The sequence below is a fragment of the Extensimonas soli genome (assembly GCF_029211265.1).
GTDB classification, from domain to species: domain Bacteria; phylum Pseudomonadota; class Gammaproteobacteria; order Burkholderiales; family Burkholderiaceae_C; genus Extensimonas; species Extensimonas soli.
The window spans coordinates 75,020-99,079 of record NZ_JARGEL010000021.1 but is presented as its reverse complement, the minus strand read 5'-3'; the positions used below and the strand labels follow the sequence as shown (position 1 = coordinate 99,079).

Here is a 24,060-nt window from a genome sequence, read left to right as displayed (position 1 = left end):
GGGCAGCAAGGATTGGTAGAACGCCGGCAGGAAAGCAGGCAATTTTTGTTTGCGCGCTACGCCGCAGCAGCTTGCTCCAAACCAAGCCTCATCTTCGGAAAAAGCATAACAAACATACGTTCGGCCAGCGCGTGAATTCCCAGCCTTCCGCCGGGCCTATACCACTGCGCCGACCAGTTGAGCGCACCCAGCAAAGTCTGGCGCACCAGCGCGACGTCCGGGTCCACGAGGCCGAGTTGCGCAGCCTCGTTCAGGGATTCGGTCCACAAAGCCTCATACGCGTCGCGCAAGGCCAGGATGCGCTGTTGCGCTTCAGGGGAGAGGCTGCGCCATTCATAAAGCAGCACCGTCATGGCGTCGAGCCGCGGCCCGAGCAGCGCGGCCAGATGCTGTTGCACCATGGCGAGCAGGCGCTCCGGCAGGCGTTTTTCCGTCGCCTGCGCCTGGCGCACGGCCTGCGTGATGTCGCGCAAGCCTTCTTCCATGATCATCACGAGCAGGTCTTCTTTGGACGCGAAGTGATAAAACAAAGAGCCCGAAGTCATGCCCAGTTCCTGGGCAATTTCACGCACCGACGTGCGTTCGAAGCCCTGCCGTCGGAACAGGCTCGCGGCCGCGGCAAGAATCTCCTCTTTGCGCGATGGCACAGCTTGCTGAGTGTCTGCAGCGGTCTTTTTCATGGTGTAAACTTTAGCATAACTAACAAGCGTTTGATTGATCTTGTTTTGACCGTTTCCCTGTCCAACGACCCTTCAACCCTCAACTGGACTGCCATGCTCGCTCGCACCATTTTTCAGGAAGAACATGGACTTTTCCGCGACCAGGTTCGCCGCTTTCTCGAGGAAGAAGTCATCCCCCACCATGCCGCCTGGGAAGAACAAGGCATCGTGCCGCGCGAAGTCTGGCGCGAGGCCGGAGCCGCAGGCTTGCTATGCCCGGCGATCCCCGAGCAGTACGGTGGTGGCGGTGGCACGCGCTTGCACAGCACCGTGCTGATCGAGGAGGTCGCGCGCGCTGGCGCCAGCGGCCTGGGCTTTGGCCTGCATTCCGACATCGTCGCGCCCTACATCCTGGCTTATGGCACCGAAGAACAGAAAAAAACCTGGCTGCCCAAAATGGCCGCAGGCGAAGCCATAGGCGCCATCGCCATGACCGAACCCGGCGCCGGCAGCGACCTGCAGAGTGTGCGCACACAGGCGCTGCGCGAAGGTGACGAACTCGTCATCAACGGCCAGAAAACCTTCATCACCAACGGCCAGAACGCCGACGTGGTGATCGTGGTCACCAAGACCGACCCCAACAAGGGCGCCAAGGGCACGACGCTGGTGCTCGTCGAGACGAACCGCCCCGGCTTTCAGCGCGGACGCAACCTCGAAAAAATCGGCATGAAGGCGCAGGACACGTCGGAGCTGTTTTTCGATAACGTGCGTGTGCCCGTGAGCAACATCCTCGGCGGCGAAGGCAAGGGCTTTTTCCTGCTCATGCAGGAGCTTGCCTGGGAGCGCATGCAGATCGCGATTGCCGCAGTCGCGGGCGCCGAGGCCGCGCTCGACTGGACGCTTGCCTACACCAAAGAGCGCAAGGTGTTCGGCCAGCCCGTGATCGACTTCCAGCACAACCGCTTCAAGCTCGCCGAGATCAAGACCGAGGTGCAGGTGGCGCGCGTGTTCGTCGATAAATTGCTCGAATTGCTGCTGCAAGGCCAGCTCGACGCCGCCACCGCGGCCATGGCCAAATACTGGACCACCGACCTGCACTGCAAGATCGTCGATCAATGCCTGCAGATGTTTGGCGGCTTCGGCTACATGTGGGAATACCCCATTGCCCGCGCCTTTGCCGATACGCGCGTCACGCGCATCTACGGCGGCACGAACGAAATCATGAAAGAAATCATCGGCCGCACGCTTTGATGCGACCCCCGAAATCCACTCTCGAGGAAAGCCTCACCATGACCGAAGCCTTCATCTACGACGCCGTGCGCACGCCGCGCGGCAAGGGCCGCAGCTCCGGCGCCCTGCACGGCACGACGCCGATCCAGCTCGCGATCACGGCGCTGCAGGCGCTGCGCGACCGCAACCAGCTCGACACCGCCCTGGTCGATGACGTGATTCTTGGCTGCGTCGAACCCGCGGCCGAACAGGGCGCGAACATCGCGCGCGTGGCCGCGATCACGGCGGGCTACGACCAGAGCGTGGCCGGCGTGCAGGTGAACCGTTTTTGCGCTTCCGGGCTCGAAGCCTGCAACATGGCTGCGGCCAAAGTCATGTCCGGCCAGTCACCGCTGGCCATTGGCGGCGGCGTCGAAAGCATGAGCCGCGTACCCATGGGCACGAGCGGCGGCGCCTGGGCCGTCGATCCGGCCGTCGCCATCCCGACCTACTTCGTGCCGCAAGGAATTTCGGCCGACCTCATCGCAAGCCTGTATGGCTACAGCCGCGAGGATCTCGACCGCTACGCCGTCGAGAGCCAGCGCCGCGCCGCGCAGGCCTGGGCAGAAAAGCGCTTTGCCAAGTCCATCGTGCCCGTCAAGGACGTCAACGGCTGCACCGTGCTCGACCACGACGAGCACATGCGCCCGGAAACCACGCTCGAGTCGCTCGCCAAACTCGAGCCTTCATTCAAGGTGCAGGGCGAGCAATATGGCTTCGACGGCGTCGCCATCCAGCGCTACCCCACGCTGGAGCGCATCACCCACGTGCACCACGCGGGCAATTCGTCCGGCATCGTCGATGGCGCCTCGGCCGTGCTGATCGGCAACGCCGAGGTCGGTCAGCGCATGGGCCTCAAGCCGCGTGCACGCATCCGCGCCTTCGCCTCTGTCGGCAGCGAGCCCACCATCATGTTGACGGGGCCATCGTATTCGGCCGAAAAAGCGCTCAAGCTCGCGGGCATGAAGGCCTCGGACATCGACCTGTACGAGCTCAACGAGGCCTTTGCCGCGGTGGTGCTGCGCTTCATGGACGTGATGGACGTGCCGCACGACAAGATGAACGTCAATGGCGGCGCCATCGCCATGGGGCACCCGCTGGGCGCGACGGGCGGAATGATCCTGGGCACCGTGCTCGACGAGCTCGAGCGCCGCAACCTTGCTACCGGCCTGGTCACGCTGTGCGTGGGCGCCGGCATGGGCACCGCCACCATCATCGAGCGCGTCTGACCCGGCTGCACTCCGGAGCACGCAGGTTTCACTCCATTTCACCAGGATTTTCACCATGACGATCGACTACAAGGTGGATGCCGACGGCATCGCCACCATCACCTGGGCCATGCAGGACGTGCCGATGAACGTCCTCAACGAACAATCCATCCCCGCGTTCAGCGACGCCGTGCGCAAGGCCGTGGCAGACGCTGCCGTCAAGGGCGTGATCATCGCCTCGGCCAAGCCCGACTTCATCGCCGGTGCCGACCTGAACATGATGCTCGCGATCACCGACGTGCAAGGCCTGATGGACTTCGTCGCGCGCCTGCACACTTTGCTGCGCGGCATCGAAAAAAGCGGCAAGCCCTTCGTCGCTGCGCTCAACGGCACCACGCTGGGCGGCGGCTACGAAGTTGCGCTGGCATGTCACCGCCGCATTGCGGCCGACAACCCCAAGGCCCAGATCGGCCTGCCCGAAGTCTCCATCGGCCTGCTGCCGGGTGGCGGCGGCACGCAGCGCCTGCCGCGCCTGATCGGCTTGCGCAGTGCCCTGCCCTTGCTGCTCGAAGGCAAAAAGCTGGCTCCCCAAAAGGCCCTCGAAGCCGGACTCGTCGATGAGGTCGTACCCGCCGAGCAATTGCTCGCGCGCGCCAAAGAGTGGCTGCTCACCGAAGGCCCGAAGAACGCCGTGCAGCCCTGGGATCGCAAAGGCTTCAAGCTGCCCGGTGGCGCGGTGCAAAGCCCCGTGGGCTACGAGATCTTCACGGTCGGCAACGCCATGCTGCACGCCAAAACATTTGGCAACTACCCGGCGCCCGAAGCCATCCTGAGCAGCGTCTACAACGGTTGCCAGGTGGACATAGACACGGGCTGCAAGGTCGAAGGGCGCGAGTTCGTCAAGCTCGCGACGGGCAAGGTGTCGAAGAACATGATCCGCTCGCTGTTCTTCGGCATCGGCGACGCGAACAAGCTCGCCTCGCGCCCCAAGGGGGTACCCAAGGCCAGCTACCGCAAGGTCGGCGTCCTGGGCGCGGGCATGATGGGCGCGGGCATTGCCTATGTGTGTGCCGAAGCGGGCATGCAGGTGGTGCTGCTCGACACCAGCCTCGACGCTGCGAACAAAGGCAAAGGCTATAGCGAAGCGCTGTGGAACAAGCGCGTGGCCGCCAAGCGCATGGGCGAGGCCGAGCGCGACGCCAAGCTTGCGCTGATCCAGCCCACGACCGATTTCGCTGCGCTCGCCGGTTGCGACATCGTAATCGAGGCCGTGTTCGAAGACCGCGCCATCAAGGCCGAGGTCACGCGCAAGGCCGAAGCCCAGCTCGCGCCGACGGCCATCTTTGCGTCCAACACCAGCACGCTGCCCATCACGGGCCTGGCCGAAGCCTCAGCGCGCCCGGCGAACTTCATCGGTCTGCACTTCTTCTCGCCTGTGGACAAGATGCCGCTGGTCGAGATCATCCGCGGCAAGGCGACGAGCGATGAGTGCCTCGCACGCGCCATGGACTTCGTCAAGGCGATCCGCAAGACGCCCATCGTCGTCAACGACAGCCGCGGCTTCTACACCAGCCGCGTGTTCTCGACCTACGTCGGCGAGGGCTTGGCGCTGCTGGCCGAGGGCGTGGCGCCGGCCCTGATCGAAAACGCCGGCCGCATGTGCGGCATGCCCGTGGGGCCGCTCGCACTGGCCGACGAAGTGTCGCTCGAACTCATGGCACGCATCCGCAAACAAACCGCGGCCGACCTCGGCCCAGCCTACCAGCGCAGCGCCATCGACGAGGTCTGCGAGCGCATGGTGGACAAACTCGGGCGCCTGGGCAAAAAAACCGGCCAGGGCTTTTACGACTACCCGCAAGGCGCGCCCAAACACCTGTGGACTGGCCTCGCGCAGGAGTTCCCACAAGCCGCAACGCAGCCCAGCGTGGCGGACGTCAAGCAACGCCTGATGTTCATCCAGTCGGTCGAAACCGCGCGCTGCCTCGAAGAAAAGGTGCTGCTCGCGCCCATCGACGCCGATGTGGGCGCCATTTTGGGCTGGGGCTTTCCGCCCTACCTCGGCGGCCCGATTGGCCAGATCCACACCGTGGGCGTGGCCGAGTTCGTCCAGACCTGCGATGCGCTGGCGCAGCGCGTCGGCCCGCGTTTCGCCCCGCCCCAGTTGCTGCGCGACATGGCCCAGCGCGGTGCCGCCTTCTACACCCGTTGAGCGAGGGAAAGCCCCCATGCCCGTCATCCAAAGCCAAGTCGATCCGCAATCGCAGAGCTTTCAGCGCGAGCGCGAGCAGATGCTCGCGCTGATCCACCACTTCCGCGACTATGAAGACCGCGTGCGCAACACCTCCAACAGCCAGGAGGCCAAGTTTCGCGCGCGCAAGCAGCTACTGCCGCGCGAGCGCATCGCGCTGCTGCTCGATCGCGGCTCCGAATGGCTGGAGTTTTCCACGCTCGCGGGCCTGCGCATGCACGACGACGATGGCGACAAGAACGTGCTCGGTGGCGGCATCATCACCGGCATCGGCCGGGTGTCGGGCGTGCGCTGCGTGGTGATCGCGTCCGACAGTGCCATCAAGGGCGGCACCATCACACCCATGGGCATGCGCAAGGGCTTGCGTGCAGAAGCCATCGCGATGGAAAACAAGCTGCCCGTCATCCGTCTCGTCGAATCGGGCGGCGCCAACCTCATGCACGTGGGCGAGGTCTTCATCGAGGGCGGGCGCGGCTTTGCCAACCAGGCACGCCTGTCGGCCGCAGGCATTCCGCAGATCTGCGTGATGCACGGGCACTCGACGGCCGGCGGCGCCTACCTGCCCGGCATGTCCGACTACGTGATCATGGTGCGCGGACGCGCCAAGGCCTTTTTGGCCGGCCCGCCACTGCTCAAGGCCGCGACGGGCGAAATCGCCACCGACGAGGAACTGGGCGGGGCCGAAATGCACTGCACTACCTCGGGCGTGGCCGAATACCTGGCCGAGGACGACGCCGACGGCATCCGCATTGCGCGCGACATCATGGCGCGCCTGCCCTGGAACGACAAGCTGCCACTGCGCGCCCCTAAAAGCTGGAAAGAGCCGCGCTACGCCATCGACGAAATCGTGGGCACGGTGCCCGTCGATTTTCGCCACCCCTACGACGTGCGCGAGGTGCTCGCGCGCATCATCGACGATTCCGACTTCCTCGAGTTCAAGGCCTTGTACGGCAGCGCCACGGTGTGTGGCATGGGCTCGATCGAAGGGCAGCCCTGCGGCTTCCTCGGCAACAACGGCCCCATCGATCCGCAAGGCGCGACCAAAGCCGCGCAATTCATCCAGCTGTGCTGCCAATCGGGCACGCCGCTCGTCTTTTTGCAGAACACCACGGGCTTTCTCGTGGGCAAGGACGTCGAACAGGCAGGCATCATCAAGCACGGCGCGAAGATGATCCAGGCCGTCACCAACGCCACTGTGCCGCGCATCACGCTGATGATCGGCGCCTCCTTCGGCGCCGGCAACTATGGCATGTGCGGTCGCGCCTACGACCCGCGCTTCGTCTTTGCCTGGCCCAATGCGCGCGTGGCCGTGATGGGAGGCGAGCAAGCCGCAACCGTGATGCGCATCGTCACCGAAGAAAAATTTGCCCGCATGGGCAAGACGCCACCCGCCGATGCCATGCAGGCCATGCGCGAGGAAATCCTGCAGCGCTTCGACATGGAGTCGCACGCCTTCTTTGCCACGGCGCGCCTGTGGGACGACGGCATCATCGACCCGCGCGACACGCGCCGCGTGCTGGCCATGGCCCTGGCCGTGTGCCGCGAGGCCGAAGCCCGTCAACTGAACCCCAACACCTTCGGTGTGGCCCGGATGTGAGAAAGCCCATGCGTTTTAGCAAAATCCTGATCGCCAACCGTGGCGAAATCGCCTGCCGCGTGATCCGCACGGCCCAAGCCCTTGGCTACCGCACCGTGGCCGTCTATAGCGAGGCCGACGCCCAGGCCCTGCACGTCGCCCTGGCCGACGAAGCCGTGTGCATAGGCCCGCCGCCCGTGCGCGAGAGCTACCTGAACATACAGGCGCTGCTGCGCGCCGCGGCCAGCACGGGCGCCGACGCCGTGCACCCGGGCTATGGCTTTTTGTCCGAAAACGAAGCCTTTGCGCAAGCCTGCCAGGACGCCGGGCTGGTCTTCATCGGGCCGGACCCCGAAGCCATCCTGCACATGGGTAACAAGGCCGGCGCCAAGCGCCTGATGCTCGCTGCGAGCGTGCCCTGCGTGCCCGGCTACCAGGGTGCCGACCAGTCCGACGCCACGCTGATCGCGCAGGCACGTGAAATCGGTTTCCCCATCATGGTCAAGGCCGCAGCGGGCGGCGGCGGGCGAGGCATGCGCCTCGTCGCCAGGCCCGAAGACCTGCCCAACGCGCTCACGAGCGCACGCTCCGAAGCCCAAAACGCTTTTGGCAGCGACGAGCTGATCCTCGAGCGCGCCGTGATCGAGCCGCGCCACGTCGAAATCCAGGTGTTCGGCGACCGGCACGGCAACATCATCCACCTCGGTGAGCGCGATTGTTCGATCCAGCGCCGCCACCAGAAAGTGTTCGAAGAAGCGCCCTCGCCCGCCGTCTCGCCCGAGCTGCGTGCGCGCATGGGCGCCGCCGCCGTGGCCGCAGCGCGCGCCGTGAACTACGTGGGTGCGGGCACGGTGGAGTTTTTGCTCGACCGCGACGGCAATTTTTACTTCCTCGAAATGAACACGCGCCTGCAAGTGGAGCACCCGGTGACCGAGTGCGTCACGGGGCTGGACCTCGTCGCCTGGCAGATCGCCGTGGCACGCGGCGAGGCACTGCCGCTGACGCAGGAACAGGTGCAGCTCGCGGGCCACGCGATCGAAGTGCGCCTGTACGCCGAAGACCCCTACGCCGACTTTTTGCCGCAAAGCGGCGACGTGCTCGTGTGGCAGCCGCCCAGCGGGCCCGGCGTGCGCGTGGACCATGGCCTGATCGAAGGCCAGGCCGTGAGCCCGCACTACGACCCGATGATCGCCAAGATCATCACCTACGGCGCCACGCGCGAAGATGCGCGCCGGCGCCTGATCGGCGCGCTGCAACACACGCAGCTGCTGGGGATCGCGAACAACCGCTCGTTTCTCGAAGCTGTGGCCGAGCATCCGGTGTTTGCCGCGGGCAATGCCACCACGGCCTTCATCGCACAGAACTTCGACGCTGCGCAATGGGTACGCCCGCAGCCCGACTCGCTCGCACTCGCACTCGCGGCCGTGCTCTGGTTCGAGGCCAAAACGCCTGCAGGCGCGCGCCCCTGGCGCACCACGGGGCCGGCGCGCTGGCCCATAACGCTGGGCGAAAACGAGCGCCGCCACCTCATTTTCGTCACTGCACTGGACAAGCACGACTACCGCATCGAGGTGGGCGCGCAAGTGCACCAGATCCGCGTGCTCGAGCGCAGCGGTGCCCGGCTCAGTCTGCTCGCCGACGGCGTGCGCCAGCACGCCCTCGCGGCGTTCCACGACGGCTCCTTGTATCTGGAATTCAAGACGCTCAGCGCCTGCTTCGAAGACCTGACCTATGCGCCGCCCGCGGGCGCCGAAGGCAGCGCCGAGGCGCGCATCGTCGCGCCCATGAATGGCAAGGTGCTGAGCGTTTTCGTGCAACCCGGCGACCGCGTCGAAAAAGGCCAGCGCGTGGCCGTGCTCGAAGCCATGAAGATGGAGCACCAGCTGCTCGCGCGCCGCGACGGCGTGGTCGATCAGGTGCTCGTGCGCCCAGGCGACCAGGTGCCGGCGAAAGCCGTGCTCGTGTCGCTGGTCGAAGAAGAAGGCGCTTGATCGGTCAGCCACGCTTTCACCACCCTCACCATCCAAGCCAAGATCCAAGGAGACGCCCATGTCCAGCACCGCCCAGGGGGCTTCCAGCCCTTTTTACACGGCCGAGCACGCTGCCTTTCGCGACGTGATGCGCCGCTTCGTCGCAAAAGAAATCACGCCTTTCGTCGATGAATGGGACGACGCCGGCAGCTTTCCGCGCGAGCTCTACCGCAAGGCCGCCGAAGTCGGTCTGCTGGGCCTGGGCTTTCCCGAAGCCTACGGCGGCAACGATGGCGACCTGTTCATGACCATCATCGCCTCGCAGGAGCTCGCGCGCTGCGGCGCGGGTGGTGTGCTCGCGAGCCTGCTGTCGCACACCATAGGCTGCCCACCCATCGTCAACGTGGGCAGCGAAGCGCTCAAACAGCGCGTGCTGCCACCCGTGTTGCGCGGCGAAAAAATCAGCGCGTTGGGCATCACCGAGCCCTCGGGCGGCTCGGACGTGGCCAACCTCAAGACCACGGCGCGGCGCGAGGGCGACCACTACATCGTCAACGGCTCCAAGACCTTCATCACTTCGGGCATACGCGCCGACTTCTACACCGTGGCCGTGCGCACCGGCGGCCCCGGGCCCGGCGGCGTATCGCTGCTGTTGATCGAAAAAGGCACGCCCGGCTTCACGCAGACGCCGCTGCGCAAAATGGGCTGGCTGTGCTCCGACACCGCAACGCTGTATTTCGACAACTGCCGCGTGCCCGTGGAAAACCTCGTCGGCCAGGAGAACCAGGGCTTCAAGGCCATCATGAAGAACTTCAACCGCGAGCGCATCTTCCTCGCCGCGGGCGCCAATGGTTTTGCGCGCGTGTGCCTCGACGAGGCGCTCGCCTGGGCCAAGCAGCGCGAGATGTTCGGCGGCAAGCTCATCGACATGCAGGTCACGCGCCACAAGCTCGCCGACATGGCCATGCGCATCGAGGCCACGCAGGCCATGCTCGAGCTGCTGGCCTGGCGCGTCGAGCAGGGCGAGCAGCCCGTGGGCGAAATCTGCCTGCTCAAGAACCAGGCCACGCAGACCATGGCTTTTTGCGCCAACGAGGCCGTGCAGATCCACGGCGGCGCGGGCTTCATCCGCGGCGTCACTGTCGAGCGCATCTACCGCGAGGTCAAGGTCAACGCGATCGGCGGCGGCGCCGAGGAAGTCATGCGCGACCTGGCCTCGCGCCAGCTCGGGTTTTATGCATGAAATCAGCCTCTAGAGCTCGTCTATCCTGCGTTGGCAGCTATATCTAAGGTAGTAACCCGTGGTTCCCGAGACACCCTCCGCCCCGGCCACTGCTGCCGCAGCTGGCGCAACCAAGCAAGACTTGCACCGCGCCCTGCGCGAGGCATTGCAGACGGCGCCGCCCACAGGCAGCTCTGACGGCGCCGGCGGCTTTCCGCGCGCCTGGTGGGCGCATCTGGGCCGCTGCGGCATGCTGGGGCTGGGGTTTTCGCTGGACGGGCGCCCAAGTGCAGCCGACGCGGTGCAGGTCAGCGCGCTCGCGGGGCAGATCACGCACGCCACCGGCAGCCTGGGGCTGGGCATGGCCTGGATGATGCAGCAGATGCTCGGGCGCTACGTGCTCGGCCCGCTCGTGCAGCAGGGTGCCGCGGGCGCATTGGACGCATCACACGCATTGCTCACCAAGCTGCTAGCGTCAATGGCGGCGGGCGAATGCCTGCTCGCTCTGGCCATCTCCGAGCCCGGCGTGGGTGCGCAGCCCAAGCACCTGCGCACGCGCGCCGTGCAGCCATCGGGCGCAGCGGGTGACGGCGACTGGGTGCTCGACGGGCACAAAGCCTTCGTCAGCAACGGCCCTGCGGCCGACGCGATCATCGTGCTTGCCGTGAGTGCCGTGCACGAGGGCCGCAAGCGCTTCGACGCCTTTTTGCTCGACGCCCAGACCCCCGGCCTCACGCGCGAGGCGAACGCGCGCGTGCAAGGGCTGGCACCGCCGGGAGCCTGTCGGACTTTGGGCGTCGAAAGCGAGAAGGCGCCCCAGCGAGCCCAGTTTTTGCCGGATTCGCCGCCCCATAGTGGTGCTATGGGGCAAGAAGACGGTAAAAAATGGGCCGCTGCGGCGCATTCGCAGCCGACGATTCCAAAGTCCGACAGGCTCCTAGGACATTGCGACCTGCGGCTTGAATCTTGCCGCGTGCCCGCAAGCCGGCGCATCGGCCCGCCCGGACGGGCGTTCGAAACCATCGCGCGGCCCGTGCGCGCCGTCGAAGATGCGCTGCTGCTCGGCCCGCTGCTCGGCGCCATGCAGTGCGAGCTCGAAGCGCTCGCGCATGCCCTCGGCACGTCGGCCGTGGCTGCGGGCACTGCCGACACAGCTGCCAGCGACGCCGTGCGCGAACTCGGTGCGCTGCAGCTCGAATGGCAAGCGCTGCACGCCGTGCGCGACGCCGTCGCCCGCCAGCTCGAAGTGCACGGCTGCGACGACGCCCTGGCCTTTGCCACCGTAGGCGCGCGCCGCCTGCTCGAACGCTGGCAGACAGCGTATGAAAACGCCTGGGAAGCGGCGTCACAAGCCTTGGCCATCGCAGCGCTACCCTCTCTCACCCGTGATCTGCGTCTGGTGCTGGGCATCGCGCGCGGCGTCGCGCACTCTCGTCAACTCCAAACGGGGCAACAATTGCTCCAGTCACTCCACCCATGAAAACAGAGCATTCCGACCATTTTGCTTCCATAGACCGCGTCGCCCAGAGCTTCGCTGCCGTCGATTACATTGCGAGCCCCGCGATCGCCACCTCGGTCTATCTGGGCTTTCATCTCGAAAAGCCCATCCTCATCGAAGGCCCCGCCGGCGTGGGCAAGACCGAGCTCGCCAAGAGCATGGCCGAGATCCTAGCCGTGCCCCTGATCCGCATGCAGTGCTACGAAGGTCTGGACGAATCCAAGGCGCTGTACGAATGGAAATACGGCAAACAGCTGCTCTACATCCAGCTGCTCAAGGACAAGCTCGGCGAGATGATGCAGGGCGCCCAGGGCCTGGCCGAGTCCATGGACCGGCTGCATGCGCACGATGACCTGTTTTTCAGCGAGCACTTCCTGGAGCCGCGCCCGCTGTACCAGGCGCTGCACCAAGAGAAAGGCTGCGTGCTGCTGATCGACGAAATCGACAAGTCCGACCCCGAATTCGAGGCCTTTTTGCTCGAAGTGCTGTCGGATTTCCAGGTTTCGGTGCCCGAACTCGGCACGATCAAGGCCAAGGTCAAACCCATCGTGTTCCTGACCAGCAACAACACGCGCGAAATGAGCGACGCGCTCAAGCGCCGCTGCCTGCACCTGCACATCACCTTCCCCGAGCCGGCGCTGGAGCGCCGCATCCTCGAGCGGCGCGTGCCGGGCCTGTCCGACACGCTCAACCGCGAACTGGTCGCCTTCATCCAGGCGGTGCGCCAGCTCGACCTCAAAAAACTCCCCTCGGTCAGTGAAACCATAGACTGGGCCAAGACGCTGCTGCTGCTCAACGCCGAGCACCTGAGCCTGGACCTGGTGCGCGACACGCTCAACGTGTTCCTCAAGTTCGAGCAGGACATCGCCACGGCGAACGAGCAGATGGGGAATCTGTTGCAACAAGCCCGCAAGGACGCAGAGGTGTCCCATGCAAGCCACGCTTGAAGACTTTTTCAAGGCGTTGCGCGGCAGCGACCTCGAAGTGCACCTGAACGCGCAGGTCGATGCGGCGCGCGCCGTCGAGCTCGTCGGCTGGAGCGACCGCACGCTGCTGAAAAACGCGCTCGGCACCACGCTCGCCAAGACCACGGCAGACCGCGTACTGTTCGACGAGGCCTTCGACCGCTTCTTTCGCTTCGATGCGTTCCAAAAACCTGCAGCAGCAAAGGCCGGCACCTCGGGCGCGAGCCCCGGCGCCGCGCCAAATGCCGACCAGACCGCGACTGATCAGCCCAAAGACGAGCAGCCCCAAATGGGCTCGGGCGGCCCCGGTGGCTGCCAGGGCAGCGGCGGGCAGGCGCTGTCGCAGCTGCTGCTGTCGGGCGATTCGGCGGCGCTCGCCAAACGCATGCAGGAAGCCGCGCGCGAAGTCGGCCTGACCGACATCTGGTTCTTCACGCAAAAGGGCTACTACACGCAAAAAATCCAGCAGGCCATGGGGCTGGAGCTGCTCGACCGCGAAATCGCCGACGCCAAGCGCCAGACCATGGCGCCCGAGCGCGCCAAAGAGCTCGAGCTCGCGCGCAAGCGCCTGTTCAACGAGGTGCGCAACTTCGTCGAGCGCAAGCTCGCGCTCTACGGCACCGCGCCCACGCGCCAGCTGCACGACGATTTTCTGCAGACGCAAAAGCTCTCGAACATCGAAAAACGCGACTTCGAGCGCATGCACATCATCGTGCGCAAAATGGCCAAGCGCCTGGCCGAACGCCACGCACGGCGCAAAAAGCAGCGCGTGCGCGGCCAGCTCGACTTCCGCAAGACGCTGCGCAAGAACGCGGCCTACGGCGGCATCCTGTTCGAGACCTTCTGGCGCACCAAGGTGGTCGACAGACCGCGCGTGATCGCCATCTGCGACGTGAGCGGCTCGGTGCGCCAGTACGCGCGCTTTTTGCTGCTGTTTTTATACAGTCTGGACGAGCAACTGAGCGGCGTGCGCAGCTATGCGTTCACCAACCATCTGGTCGATGTCAGCGACACCTTCACGCAGCTGCCGGTCGAACAGGCCGTGGACAAGGTCATCCAGGCCGTAGGCGGCGCGGGCAGCGACTACGGCCAGACCCTGCTCGACATCGAAGAGCAGCTGCTCGACCAGATCGACCGCCGCACGACCATCCTGTTCCTCGGCGACGCGCGCAACAACCGCGGCGAGGCGCACACCGAAGTCATGCGCCTGCTCTACGAGCGCGCGCGCCGCGTGATCTGGCTCAACCCCGAGCCCACCTCGTTCTGGGGCCTGGGCGATTCGGAGATGAAGCGCTACGCGGCCTATTGCCACATCGCGCGCGAGTGCAACTCGCTCGTGCAGCTCGAAAGCGTGCTCGACGCGCTGCTGCGCACGTACTCAGCCAGCGCCTGAGCCCCCACGCCATATTGCTTTCACCAAAGGAGAATCTCTTGAGTACCCCCGCCTCTGCGCAAGACCGCATCACCGCCTGGAAACAAAAGTGGAACGAGAGCCCGTTCCTCAAAGCCCAGGGTCTCGAAGTCGAAGAAACCGGCGTGGGCCGCGTCACCGTGCGCCTGCCCCAGGTGCAGCCGTCCCAGCTCGGCGGCGGCGGCACCGACAACGAGCTCAACAGCGGTGTGCTCAATGGCGGCGTCGTCTCCTACATGTTCGACGGCGCGCTCGGCTGGGCCATCATGTCGGCGCTCATGGACCTGCCCGAAGCCAAGGAAATCAACCCCTCCGACCTGCGCCAGTTCACCATCAACCTCGACATCACCTTCCTCGACGCCGCCATGGGCTCGCGCTTCGAGGCGCATGGCCGCATCGTGCGCGTGAGCAAGTCCACCGCCTTTGCCGAGGGCGACTTCGTCGATGCCAACGGCAAGGTCTGCGCCACCGCCAAAGGCATCTGGCGCATCTTCTGGCCACGCAACAAGATTGCCGCGGCCAGCTGATGCTTGACGGCTGATGGCCACCAGCCCACCACCTCACCCAACCCACCGGAGACAAGCATGACCAAGACCACCCTGCGCATAGGCAGTGCCTCGGGCTTCTGGGGCGACACCGAGTTTTCCGCAGCCCAGCTCATCGAGCACGGCAACATCGACGTGCTGGTATTCGACTACCTTGCCGAAATCACCATGTCGCTGCTCAGCCGCGTCAAGGCCAAAGACCCGGCGCAGGGCTACGCGCCCGACTTCATCAGCACCATGCGCCCGCTGATGAAAGAGATCAAGGCACGCGGCATCAAGGTGGTCGCGAATGCCGGCGGCGTCAACCCTTCCGCCTGCCGCGCGGCGCTGGTCGCGGCGGCGCAGGCCGAAGGCGTGGACTTGAAAATCGCCGCCGTGCTCGGTGATGACCTCATGCCGCAGGTCGAGGCGCTGCGCGCCGCGCAGACCAAAGAGATGTTTGCCGGCACGCCCTTCCCGCAAAAGGTCATGAGCGCAAACGCCTACCTCGGCGCCTTCCCGATCGCTGCGGCGCTCTCCGCGGGCGCCGACATCGTGGTCACGGGCCGCTGCGTCGATAGCGCCGTCACGCTCGGGCCGCTGATCCACGCCTTCGGCTGGAGCGCCACCGACTACGACCGCCTCGCGCAAGGCAGCCTCGCAGGCCACCTGATCGAGTGCGGCACGCAGACCACGGGCGGCAACTACACCGATTGGGAGTCCGTGCCCGGCTGGGACGACATGGGCTTTCCGATCGCCGAGTGCCGCGCCGACGGCAGCTTCATCATCACCAAACCCGAAGGCACGGGCGGGCTCGTGTGCCCGTCCACGGTGGGCGAGCAAATGCTCTACGAAATCGGCGACCCGCGCGCCTACATCCTGCCCGACGTGGTGTGCGACTTCACGGGCGTCACGCTCACGCAGCTCGGCCCCGACCAGGTCGAAGTCAAGGGCGCGCGCGGCCGCGCCCCCACCGACCAGGCCAAGGTCAGCGTCACCTACGCCGACGGCTTTCGCGCCATGAGCCTGTTCATGATCGGCGGCATAGACGCGGGCCCCAAGGCGCACCGCGTGGGCGCCGCCATGCTCGCGCGCCTGCGCCGCTATTTCGCACAGCGCGGCTGGCCCGACTTCTCCGAAACCAGCGTCGAAGCCATAGGCGCCGAAGACACCTACGGCCCGCACGCGCGCTCGAGCTCGCGCGAAGTCATGCTCAAGGTGGGCGTGCGCCACCCCATGAAGGACGCGCTGGAGCTGTTTTCGCGCGAAGTCGCGCCGCTCGCGCTGATGTCGGCCCCGGCGATCACGGGCTTCACCGGCGGGCGCCCCAAGGTGCAACCCGTCGTGCGCCTGTTCTCGTGCCTGGTGCCCAAGGCGCAGATCGTGACCAGCATAGACATGGGCGAGCAGACCGTGCCCGCACCGCAATGGAGCGGCCAGCCCTTCAACCCCGCGAGCCTGCCCGCCGTCACGGGCCCGTTGCCCGCCGCCAGTGCCTTTGCGCGCGGCGTGCGCACCGTGCCGCTGGTCAGGCTCGCCTGGGGGCGTAGCGGCGACAAGGGCGACGCGGCCAACATCGGGATCATCGCGCGCCGCCCCGAATTTCTGCCCTTCATCCGCGCCGCGCTGACCGAGCAGGCCGTGGCCGGCTATTTTGCACACCTCGTCAAAGGCAAGGTCGAACGCTTCGACCTGCCGGGTACGCACGCGCTGAACTTCCTCCTGCAAGAGGCCCTTGGCGGCGGCGGCATCGCCTCGATCCGCATGGACCCGCAAGCCAAAGCCTACGCGCAGATGCTGCTCGACTTCCCCGTACCCATCCCCGCTGAGATGGCCATCTGATGGCCACGCCCTTCCCTTCCATCCCCACCCCACAAACCCAAGGAGATAGACCATGAACGCCACCACCACCCGCGGCACTGCCATGGAGGCCCTGCAAGCGCGCATCCGCGACATCCAAGAAGCCACGCGCGGCGTGACGGCGCAATACGACCGCGCCTACATCCTGCAGTGCATCAAGGAAGACCGCTTCCCCGACGAACTCTGGGCCAAGCTCGGTGAATTCGGCCTGCTGGGCCTCTCTATCCCCGAGGAATACGGCGGCTCGGGCGGGGGCGTGCTCGAAATCACCGCGCTCAACGAAGCCCTGGCCCTCGCCGGCGTACCCACGCTGTTCCTCGTCGTCACGGGGCTGGGCCGCGTGCCCATCGTGCGCAACGGCACGCCCGAGCAGATCAAGAAATACGTCACCCCGACCTGCACCGGCGAAAAGAAGATGTGCTTCGCCATCACCGAGCCCAACGCCGGCACCAACAGCTTCGCGATGACCACGCTCGCCACGCCGAATGGCAAGGGCGGCTGGACGCTCAATGGCCAAAAGGTGTTCATCTCCGGCGCACGTGACGCCGACTACATGCTCGTCGTGGCGCGCACCACCCGCGCGGCCGAGGTCAAGAACCGCACCGAAGGCATGTCGCTGTTCGTGCTCGACATGAAGACGCCTGGCATCAAGCTGCAGCAGCTCAACATCCAGGTGGAAACGGCCGAGCGCCAGTACATGGTGTTCTTCGACAACGTCGAACTGCCCTCCGACGCGCTGATCGGCGAGGCTGGCAAGGGCGCCAAGGCAATGTTCGAAGGCTTGAATTCTGAACGCCTGCTCGCCGCCGGCGCCGCGCTGGGCCTGGGCGACTATGCGCTTGCCAAGGCCGTGGCCTACTCCAAGGACCGCAAGCCCTTCGGCAAGCCGATAGGCTCGTACCAGGCGCTGCAACACCGCATGGCTATGGCCAAGGCGCAGATCGAGGCCGCACGCCTCATGACCTACTCGGCCGCAGAGCGCTTCGACGCCGGCGAAGACGCCGGCGCGCACGCCAACATGGCCAAGCTGCTGGGCTCCGAAGCCGCCGTCGCCGCCGTCGAAGCTGCGCTGCAAACGCACGGCGGCTACGGGTTCGACCGCGACTACGACGTGGTCACGCTCTGGCCCATGCTGCGCCTGCTCAAGATCGCGCCGATCAACAACGAAATGCTGCTCAACTACATCGGCGAGCACGTGCTGGGCTTGCCCAAGTCGTATTGATCGATGGGCGCTGGGCTGGTTCGCGCTGGCCCATGCGCCAATCTTTGCAGGCAATAGCCCGTTCGCCCCTGGCTAGCCGCATCCCTCATCAAAAAATCGTAACAAACGCACAGCACGATGGACACGGTCAGTTATCCGTTCCACCACCATGCTCTGAAACCCGTAGGACTTTGGCGTCGTTGGCGACAAGTCCCACGGACACGCAGGCATGGCTTCCACCGATTGATCCATCATGCTATTCAATAACCGCCCTCTCCTCGCCGTCGCGCTCGCGCTCGGCATGCACACCCTTGCGGCCCCCGCCGCTGACTTGATTGCCATCGGCCAATTGCCAGGAACCTTGTCGGATGCTTCCGGCCGCAGTGCCTTACTCGAAAACGGCGTGCGCGGCGACCTGCTTGGCGGCATCGGGTCGGGCCTCGCCTGGGCCGGCGGCAACACCTTTCTGGCACTGCCAGACCGCGGCCCGAATGCCGTCAGCTGGAATGCCGGCGTGGACAACACGACAAGCTATGTGCCGCGCTTTCACACCTTGCATCTAGACTTGATTCCCGCCCCGGACGCAAGCACCGGTCTGCCGTACACACTCAAACCTACGCTGATCGGTACCACCCTGCTGTTCAGCCATGTGCCATTGCAGTATGGCGGTGTAGTGGCTGGCTACGGCGCGGTGCCCGCAGAGAACACCGTGGCTCGCCACTATTTCTCTGGTCGCTCCGACAACTTCGATCCGGCCAGCTCTTCGGCCGATATGCGCGACGCACGCCTTGACCCGGAGGGCATCCGCGTCTCGCGCAATGGGCGCCGCGCGTATATATCGGACGAATATGGCCCCTATTTGTACGTGTTCGACCGCGCCACCGGCGCCCGCGTACGTGCGATCCGGTTACCCGAACGCTTGGCCGTCGCGCACAAAGCCCCGACCGGAGACGCGGAAATCAAGGGCAATACAAGCGGCCGTGTCGCAAACAAAGGGATGGAAGGGCTCGCGATCTCTCCCGATGGAAAGACCTTGTTCGGATTTATCCAAAGTCCGTTGATCGAGGACGGCGGCGATGGTGGACGCTCCAACCGCATCATCAAGGTCGACCTCGAAACCGGTGCCGTGCAGCAATTCGCCTATGACAACTATCTAACCGACAAGGCCAAGGCTTACAACAGCAGCGAGCTGCTCGCCCTCAATAGCCATGAACTCCTGGTCCTCGAACGCGACGGCAAGGGCCTGGGCGACGACAGCAAGGCCAGCGTCAAGCGGATTTACAAAATCGACCTCGCCAATGCGCAAGACGTGTCGAACCTTACCGGCGAAGCCGCGTTGCTGCCGCTGGCACCGAGCAAAACCTTGTTTCTCGATATCGTCGCCAAACTGACTGCTGCGGGCATCCCCGTGGATCAAATTCCGGCCAAACTCGAAGGCATGGCCTTTGGCGACGATGTGGTGGTTGGCGGCGTGCTCAAGCATACGTTGTACGTAGCCAATGACAATGACTTTCTGGCTATGTCGCCAGCAGGAAAGAGCAATCCGAACCAGTGGTTCGTATTCACCTTTACCGACGCCGATCTGGGTGGCTCGAAGTTCGAGAACCAACGTTTCGAAGACAGTCGCAGTTCACACCACAATGGCGACCAACGCCACAACAACCCCCAAGAGGATTGAGCCGTCGTGACGAAGGGCTGTTTCAGCCTGTGTGGAGCTCCCTCATGACCGCGTCACACCCAAGTCACAAATGCCACCCATGATGGCCGCGCATGACGTGTATAGATTTGGTGTATTTCGACGCAGGCGGTGGCCATCGCGCTTCGGCGAACGCGCTTGAAGCAGTGATTCGCGAACAAGGCAGACCGTGGCAGGTGCGGCTCGTGAACCTGTTCGAAGTGCTCGACCCGCAGGGGAGCTTTCGCAGGTTCACGGGCATGCGCCCTGAAGACCTCTACAACCGGCGCCTGGAGCGCGGCTGGACGCTCAGCTTTCGCCAGGAACTCAAGCTGCTGCAGGCCGTCATCCGTCTGGCGCATCCGCGGCTCGTGCGCAGTCTGCAGCAGCACTGGCTGCGCACCGAGCCCGACATGGTCGTTTCGGTGGTGCCCAACTTCAACCGCGCGCTCTACGCCAGCCTGACCTCGGCGCTGCCCGGCGTGCCCTACGCCACCATCCTCACCGACCTGGCCGACTACCCGCCGCATTTCTGGATCGAGCGCGGGCAGGCGCAGCACTTCATCTGCGGCACACCGAAAGCCGTCGCACAAGCGTACGCCCAGGGCTACGGCCCAGAGCAAGTGCATGCGACTTCAGGGATGATCCTGCGGCCGGATTTTTACCGTCCGCTGAACATAGATCGTGTCAGCGAACGTCGCAAGCACGGGCTGGACCCCGACCTGCCCACGGGTCTGGTGCTTTTCGGCGGCAGCGGCTCGGCGGCCATGCTGGGCATCGCCGAGCGGCTCAAGGACACGCAGCTGATTCTGGTGTGCGGGCACAACGAGGCGCTGGCCAACAAGCTGCGCGCCTTGCCCGCGGCCGCGCCGCGGCTGGTGCTGGGTTTTACGCGCGAAATCCCGTACTACATGGAACTGGCCGATTTTTTCATCGGCAAACCGGGGCCGGGCAGCCTCAGCGAAGCGGTGCAGAAAAACCTGCCCGTGATCGTGGAGCGCAACGCCTGGACCATGCCGCAGGAGCGTTACAACACCGTCTGGGTGCAAGAGCAGCAGATCGGCATCGTGCTGCGCAGCTTCCGCTCCATCCGCCGCGCTGTGGCCGAGATGGTGCCGCAGCTCGACGCCTACCGTGCGCGCGTGCGTCCGCTGGAAAACCGTGCGGTGTTCGAAATCCCTGACATCCTTGCCGGCATCCTGGCGCAGGCGCAAGGGCCAGAGCAGGATGGAGCCAGCGCCGCAGCCAAAAAAATCCTATTTTGATAGCTGCAAGCGCTGGATCTATCTGCGCTAGAGGCCGTTTTAGCTTACAAAAAGGCTAGCGGCGGATCAGGTGGTCGAACGCGCTCAGCGCGGCCTTGGCGCCCTCGCCTGCGGCGATGATGATCTGCTTGTAAGGCACGGTAGTGCAGTCTCCCGCGGCGAACACGCCGGGCAGGCTGGTGTGGTTTTTCGCATCGACCACGATTTCGCCGAACCGCGACAGCTCCAGCGTACCCTTGAGCCAGTCGGTGTTGGGCAGCAGGCCGATTTGCACGAAGATGCCTTCGAGCGCGAGCGATTTTTGCGCGCCGCTGACCCGATCCTGGTATTGCAGCCCTGTGACCTTGTGGCCATCGCCCGTGACTTCGGTGGTTTGCGCGTTCACGATGATTTCCACGTTGGGCAGGCTGCGCAGCTTGCGCTGCAGCACCGCGTCGGCCTTGAGCTCGGACGCAAATTCGAGCAGCGTGACCTGCGCGACCACACCCGCGAGGTCGATCGCGGCCTCCACGCCCGAGTTGCCGCCGCCGATCACGGCCACGCGCTTGGCCTTGAACAGCGGGCCGTCGCAGTGCGGGCAGTAGGTGACGCCCTTGGTGCGGTACTGCTCCTCGCCCGGCACGTTCATGTTGCGCCAGCGTGCGCCCGTGGCCAGGATCACGGCCTTGGCGCGCAGGCTCGCGCCGTTTTCCATGCGCACTTCAATCAGGCCGCCCGGCGTGCTCGCCGGCACCAGCGCCTGGGCGCGCTGCAGGTTCATGATGTCCACCTCGTACTCGCGCACGTGGTGCTCAAGCGCGGCGGCAAACTGCGGGCCTTCGGTCTTGGGGATGGAGATGTAGTTTTCGATGTCCAGCGTATCGAGCACCTGGCCGCCGAAGCGCTCGGCCGCGACGCCCGTGCGTATGCCCTTGCGCGCCGCGTACACGGCGGCCGCAGCGCCCGCGGGCCCGCCGCCGACGATGAGCACGTCGAACGGCTCCTTGGCGTTGAGCTTGGCCGCCTCGCGCGCGGCCGCGCCCTGGTCGAGCTTGGCGACGATTTCGGCAAGCTCCATGCGCCCCTGGCCGAACAGCTTGCCGTTCAAAAACACCGTGGGCACGCCCATGATCTCGCGCGCCTCGATTTCATTTTGGAACAGCGCGCCGTCGATGGCCGTGTGGCGGATGCGTGGGTTGAGCACGCTCATGAGGTTGAGCGCCTGCACCACGTCGGGGCAGTTGTGGCAGGTGACGGAGTAGTAGGTCTCAAACTCGTAGTCGCCCTCGAGCTGGCGGATCTGCTCGAGCAAGTCTGCGTCGGCCTTCGGAGGGTAGCCGCCCGTGTGCAGCAGCGCCAGCACGAGCGAAGTGAATTCATGCCCCAGCGGCACGCCGGCAAAGCGCGGGCCCGTGCTGGCGCCGGGCTGGGTGATAAGGAATGAGGGCTTGCGCACCGGCAGGTCGTTTTTCTCGACCACGGTGATCTTGTCGGACAGCGCGCGGATGTCTTGCAGCAGCTCGCGCAGCTCTTGCGACGCGGGCCGCTCGTCGAGCGTGGCCACGAGCTCCACGGGGCGTGTGATGCGCTCCAGATAAGCCTTGAGTTGCGTCTTGAGGTTGTCGTCGAGCATGAGGGACTCCTGGGGTGTCTTTGAAATGAAAAAAACCGGGCACCCAGCAACGTGCCAGGAACCCGGTGTGCGTCGGGCTGATCAGGGCTTGCGTGCTATCGGTTCACTCGCTGAAGCAGCCTGCGCCAAGATCAGATCTTGCCGACCAGGTCGAGCGAAGGCTTGAGCGTGGCCGCGCCTTCGGTCCACTTGGCGGGGCAGACTTCACCGGGATGCGACGCCACGTACTGCGCAGCCTTGACCTTGCGCAGCAGCTCTTCGGCGTTGCGGCCAATGCCTTCGGCGGTGATTTCCATCGCCTGGATCACGCCTTGCGGATCGACGATGAAGGTGCCGCGGTCTGCGAGGCCCTGACCGGGACGCAGCACGTCGAAATTGCTGCTGATTTCCCAGGTCGGGTCGCCCACCATGGTGTATTGAATTTTGCGGATGGTGTCCGAAGCGTCGTGCCAGGCCTTGTGCACGAAGTGCGTGTCGGTGGACACGGAATAGATCTCGACGCCCATTTTCTGGAACTCGGCGTAGTGGTCGGCCATGTCACCCAGCTCGGTCGGGCACACGAAGGTGAAGTCCGCCGGGTAAAAGAAGAACACCGACCACTTGCCTTTGACATCGGCATCAGAGATTTCGATGAACTTGCCACCTTTGTAGGCCATGGCTTTGAAAGGCTTGATTTGCGTGTTGAGTACGGACATTGCTGTTTCCTTGGGTTGAGTTGCTGAACACGGATACAAGTCTAGGCGCAAACCCGTCAGCAAGCCAATTGATTGCTTGCATGCAATCGATTGGGCTTTCCTATGCCGAGTCTGCGACCAAACGTGCGCATGCTACGCCAGACAGCGACCACGCATGTGACAGCCGCGGCAGCAGCGGCGCGGCTGCCATATAAGGATAGAGAGGCCGGAATCAATCGGTTTCGAGCACCAGAAAGTCCTGGCTGATGCGCGCGCCGAGCTCGTTCACGCGGTCGAGGAACTGCGTCAGAAAGGCGTGCAGGCCCGTGGCCAGGATTTCGTCGATGCGCCCGTAGCGCAGGTCGGACAGCAGACGCCCGGCGCGGCGCTGGGTTTCGGCCGACTGCGCGTTGGCGACCACGGCCAGGTTGTCCACCACCTCGCGCATGCTTGCGTGCAATGAACGCGGCATGTCGCGGCGCAAGATGAGCAGGTCGGCCACGCGCCCCGGCGTGATCACGTCGCGGTACACCTTGCGGTACACCTCGAAGGCCGAGACGCTGCGCAGCACGGCGCTCCAGTGGTAGAAGTCGCTTTCGAGGTTGCGCTCGCTCGCGCGCCCGAAAAAATCTTTGGATGCGGCGTGAAACTTCACGTCGAGCAGGCGCGCCGTGTTGTCGCTGCGCTCCAGAAAGGTGCCCAGGCGCAGAAAGTGAAAAGCCTCGTCCTGCAGCATGGTGCCCAGCGTGACGCCGCGCGAGAGGTGCGAGCGGTACTTGACCCACTCGAAGAACTGCCCGGGGTCGCGCTCGAGTTCGCCGTCTTCGAGGTGGCGCCGCAGCTCCAGCCAGGTCTGATTTTGCGTCTCCCAGATTTCGGTGGTGAGCGCGCCGCGCACCGCGCGTGCGTTTTCGCGCGCAGCGCGCAGGCACGAGAAGATCGACGAAGGGTTGTCGCCATCGCGCACCATGAATTCCAGCACCCGGGCGGGCGTGATTTCACCGTGCTTTTTCGTGTACGCCGGCATCAGCTCGCTGATCGACAGCAACCCCTGCCAGCCCGCCTGCGCCTCGGCAGCGGACTGCGGCAGCAGCGAAGTTTCGTAGCTCACGCTGAGCATGCGGGCGGTGTTCTCTGCCCGCTCTGTATAGCGGGACATCCAGAAAAGGTGATCGGCAGTGCGGCTCAGCATAGGGCCTCCTGTGCGAGGGCGGGCAGAGAAC

At 65.0% G+C, this 24,060-nt stretch carries 18 protein-coding genes; 14 read left to right on the top strand and 4 right to left on the bottom strand.

The window, feature by feature from the left end; genetic code table 11:
- Positions 1-56: 56 nt before the first annotated feature.
- Positions 57-680: a TetR/AcrR family transcriptional regulator gene (locus PYV55_RS09820; protein ID WP_275850535.1), complete on the bottom strand. Its 624-nt coding sequence runs from the start codon at positions 678-680 to the stop codon at positions 57-59.
- Positions 681-773: 93 nt separating this feature from the next.
- Between PYV55_RS09820 and PYV55_RS09815 the strand changes: the two genes are divergently transcribed.
- The 14 genes from PYV55_RS09815 (at position 774) to PYV55_RS09750 (ending at position 20,551) form a co-directional block, all read left to right on the top strand.
- Entirely contained in the window at positions 774-1,910 is a 1,137-nt protein-coding gene (locus tag PYV55_RS09815) for an acyl-CoA dehydrogenase family protein (RefSeq protein ID WP_275850534.1), read from the top strand.
- A 38-nt stretch (positions 1,911-1,948) separates the two neighbouring features.
- On the top strand, positions 1,949-3,157 hold the full coding sequence (locus PYV55_RS09810) for an acetyl-CoA C-acetyltransferase (protein ID WP_114483076.1): 1,209 nt from the start codon (positions 1,949-1,951) through the stop codon (positions 3,155-3,157).
- A gap of 55 nt (positions 3,158-3,212) precedes the next feature.
- On the top strand, positions 3,213-5,345 hold the full coding sequence (locus PYV55_RS09805; RefSeq protein WP_275850533.1) for a 3-hydroxyacyl-CoA dehydrogenase NAD-binding domain-containing protein: 2,133 nt from the start codon (positions 3,213-3,215) through the stop codon (positions 5,343-5,345).
- A gap of 16 nt (positions 5,346-5,361) precedes the next feature.
- Entirely contained in the window at positions 5,362-6,981 is a 1,620-nt protein-coding gene (locus PYV55_RS09800) for an acyl-CoA carboxylase subunit beta (protein ID WP_114483074.1), read from the top strand.
- 8 nt (positions 6,982-6,989) lie between these two features.
- Positions 6,990-8,951, top strand: coding sequence for an acetyl/propionyl/methylcrotonyl-CoA carboxylase subunit alpha (locus tag PYV55_RS09795; RefSeq protein WP_275850532.1), 1,962 nt, complete (start codon positions 6,990-6,992; stop codon positions 8,949-8,951).
- Between the two features lie 58 nt (positions 8,952-9,009).
- On the top strand, positions 9,010-10,173 hold the full coding sequence (locus tag PYV55_RS09790; RefSeq protein WP_114483072.1) for an acyl-CoA dehydrogenase family protein: 1,164 nt from the start codon (positions 9,010-9,012) through the stop codon (positions 10,171-10,173).
- Between the two features lie 58 nt (positions 10,174-10,231).
- Positions 10,232-11,632, top strand: coding sequence for an acyl-CoA dehydrogenase family protein (locus PYV55_RS09785; protein ID WP_275850530.1), 1,401 nt, complete (start codon positions 10,232-10,234; stop codon positions 11,630-11,632).
- Complete coding sequence (locus PYV55_RS09780) at positions 11,629-12,597, top strand: AAA family ATPase (protein ID WP_275850529.1); 969 nt, start codon at positions 11,629-11,631, stop codon at positions 12,595-12,597. Before PYV55_RS09785 ends, PYV55_RS09780 begins: the two co-directional genes overlap by 4 nt.
- Positions 12,581-14,008, top strand: coding sequence for a VWA domain-containing protein (locus PYV55_RS09775; RefSeq protein WP_275850528.1), 1,428 nt, complete (start codon positions 12,581-12,583; stop codon positions 14,006-14,008). The genes PYV55_RS09780 and PYV55_RS09775 overlap by 17 nt, the downstream gene beginning before the upstream one ends.
- A 38-nt stretch (positions 14,009-14,046) precedes the next feature.
- Entirely contained in the window at positions 14,047-14,553 is a 507-nt protein-coding gene (locus tag PYV55_RS09770) for a PaaI family thioesterase (RefSeq protein WP_275850527.1), read from the top strand.
- 57 nt (positions 14,554-14,610) lie between these two features.
- Positions 14,611-16,392, top strand: coding sequence for an acyclic terpene utilization AtuA family protein (locus PYV55_RS09765; RefSeq protein WP_275850525.1), 1,782 nt, complete (start codon positions 14,611-14,613; stop codon positions 16,390-16,392).
- Between the two features lie 52 nt (positions 16,393-16,444).
- Positions 16,445-17,632 carry an acyl-CoA dehydrogenase family protein gene (locus tag PYV55_RS09760; protein WP_275850524.1) on the top strand — a complete coding sequence of 396 codons (1,188 nt, stop codon included), beginning with the start codon at positions 16,445-16,447 and terminating at the stop codon, positions 17,630-17,632.
- 232 nt (positions 17,633-17,864) lie between these two features.
- The gene (locus PYV55_RS09755) at positions 17,865-19,289 is read left to right on the top strand and encodes an esterase-like activity of phytase family protein (RefSeq protein WP_275850523.1); all 1,425 of its coding nucleotides are present in this window, start codon (positions 17,865-17,867) and stop codon (positions 19,287-19,289) included.
- A gap of 92 nt (positions 19,290-19,381) precedes the next feature.
- Positions 19,382-20,551, top strand: a complete 1,170-nt coding sequence (locus tag PYV55_RS09750; RefSeq protein WP_275850521.1) for a glycosyltransferase family protein — start codon at positions 19,382-19,384, stop codon at positions 20,549-20,551.
- Between the two features lie 55 nt (positions 20,552-20,606).
- Here PYV55_RS09750 and ahpF read toward each other — a convergent pair whose 3' ends face one another.
- From ahpF to PYV55_RS09735, 3 genes are all read right to left on the bottom strand, one after another.
- Positions 20,607-22,163 (bottom strand): alkyl hydroperoxide reductase subunit F, encoded by a 1,557-nt coding sequence (gene ahpF, locus PYV55_RS09745; RefSeq protein ID WP_275850520.1) that lies wholly within the window; start codon positions 22,161-22,163, stop codon positions 20,607-20,609.
- 131 nt (positions 22,164-22,294) lie between these two features.
- Positions 22,295-22,858, bottom strand: coding sequence for an alkyl hydroperoxide reductase subunit C (gene ahpC / locus PYV55_RS09740; protein ID WP_275850519.1), 564 nt, complete (start codon positions 22,856-22,858; stop codon positions 22,295-22,297).
- A gap of 211 nt (positions 22,859-23,069) precedes the next feature.
- Entirely contained in the window at positions 23,070-24,029 is a 960-nt protein-coding gene (locus PYV55_RS09735; protein ID WP_275850518.1) for an alpha-E domain-containing protein, read from the bottom strand.
- Positions 24,030-24,060: the final 31 nt, after the last annotated feature.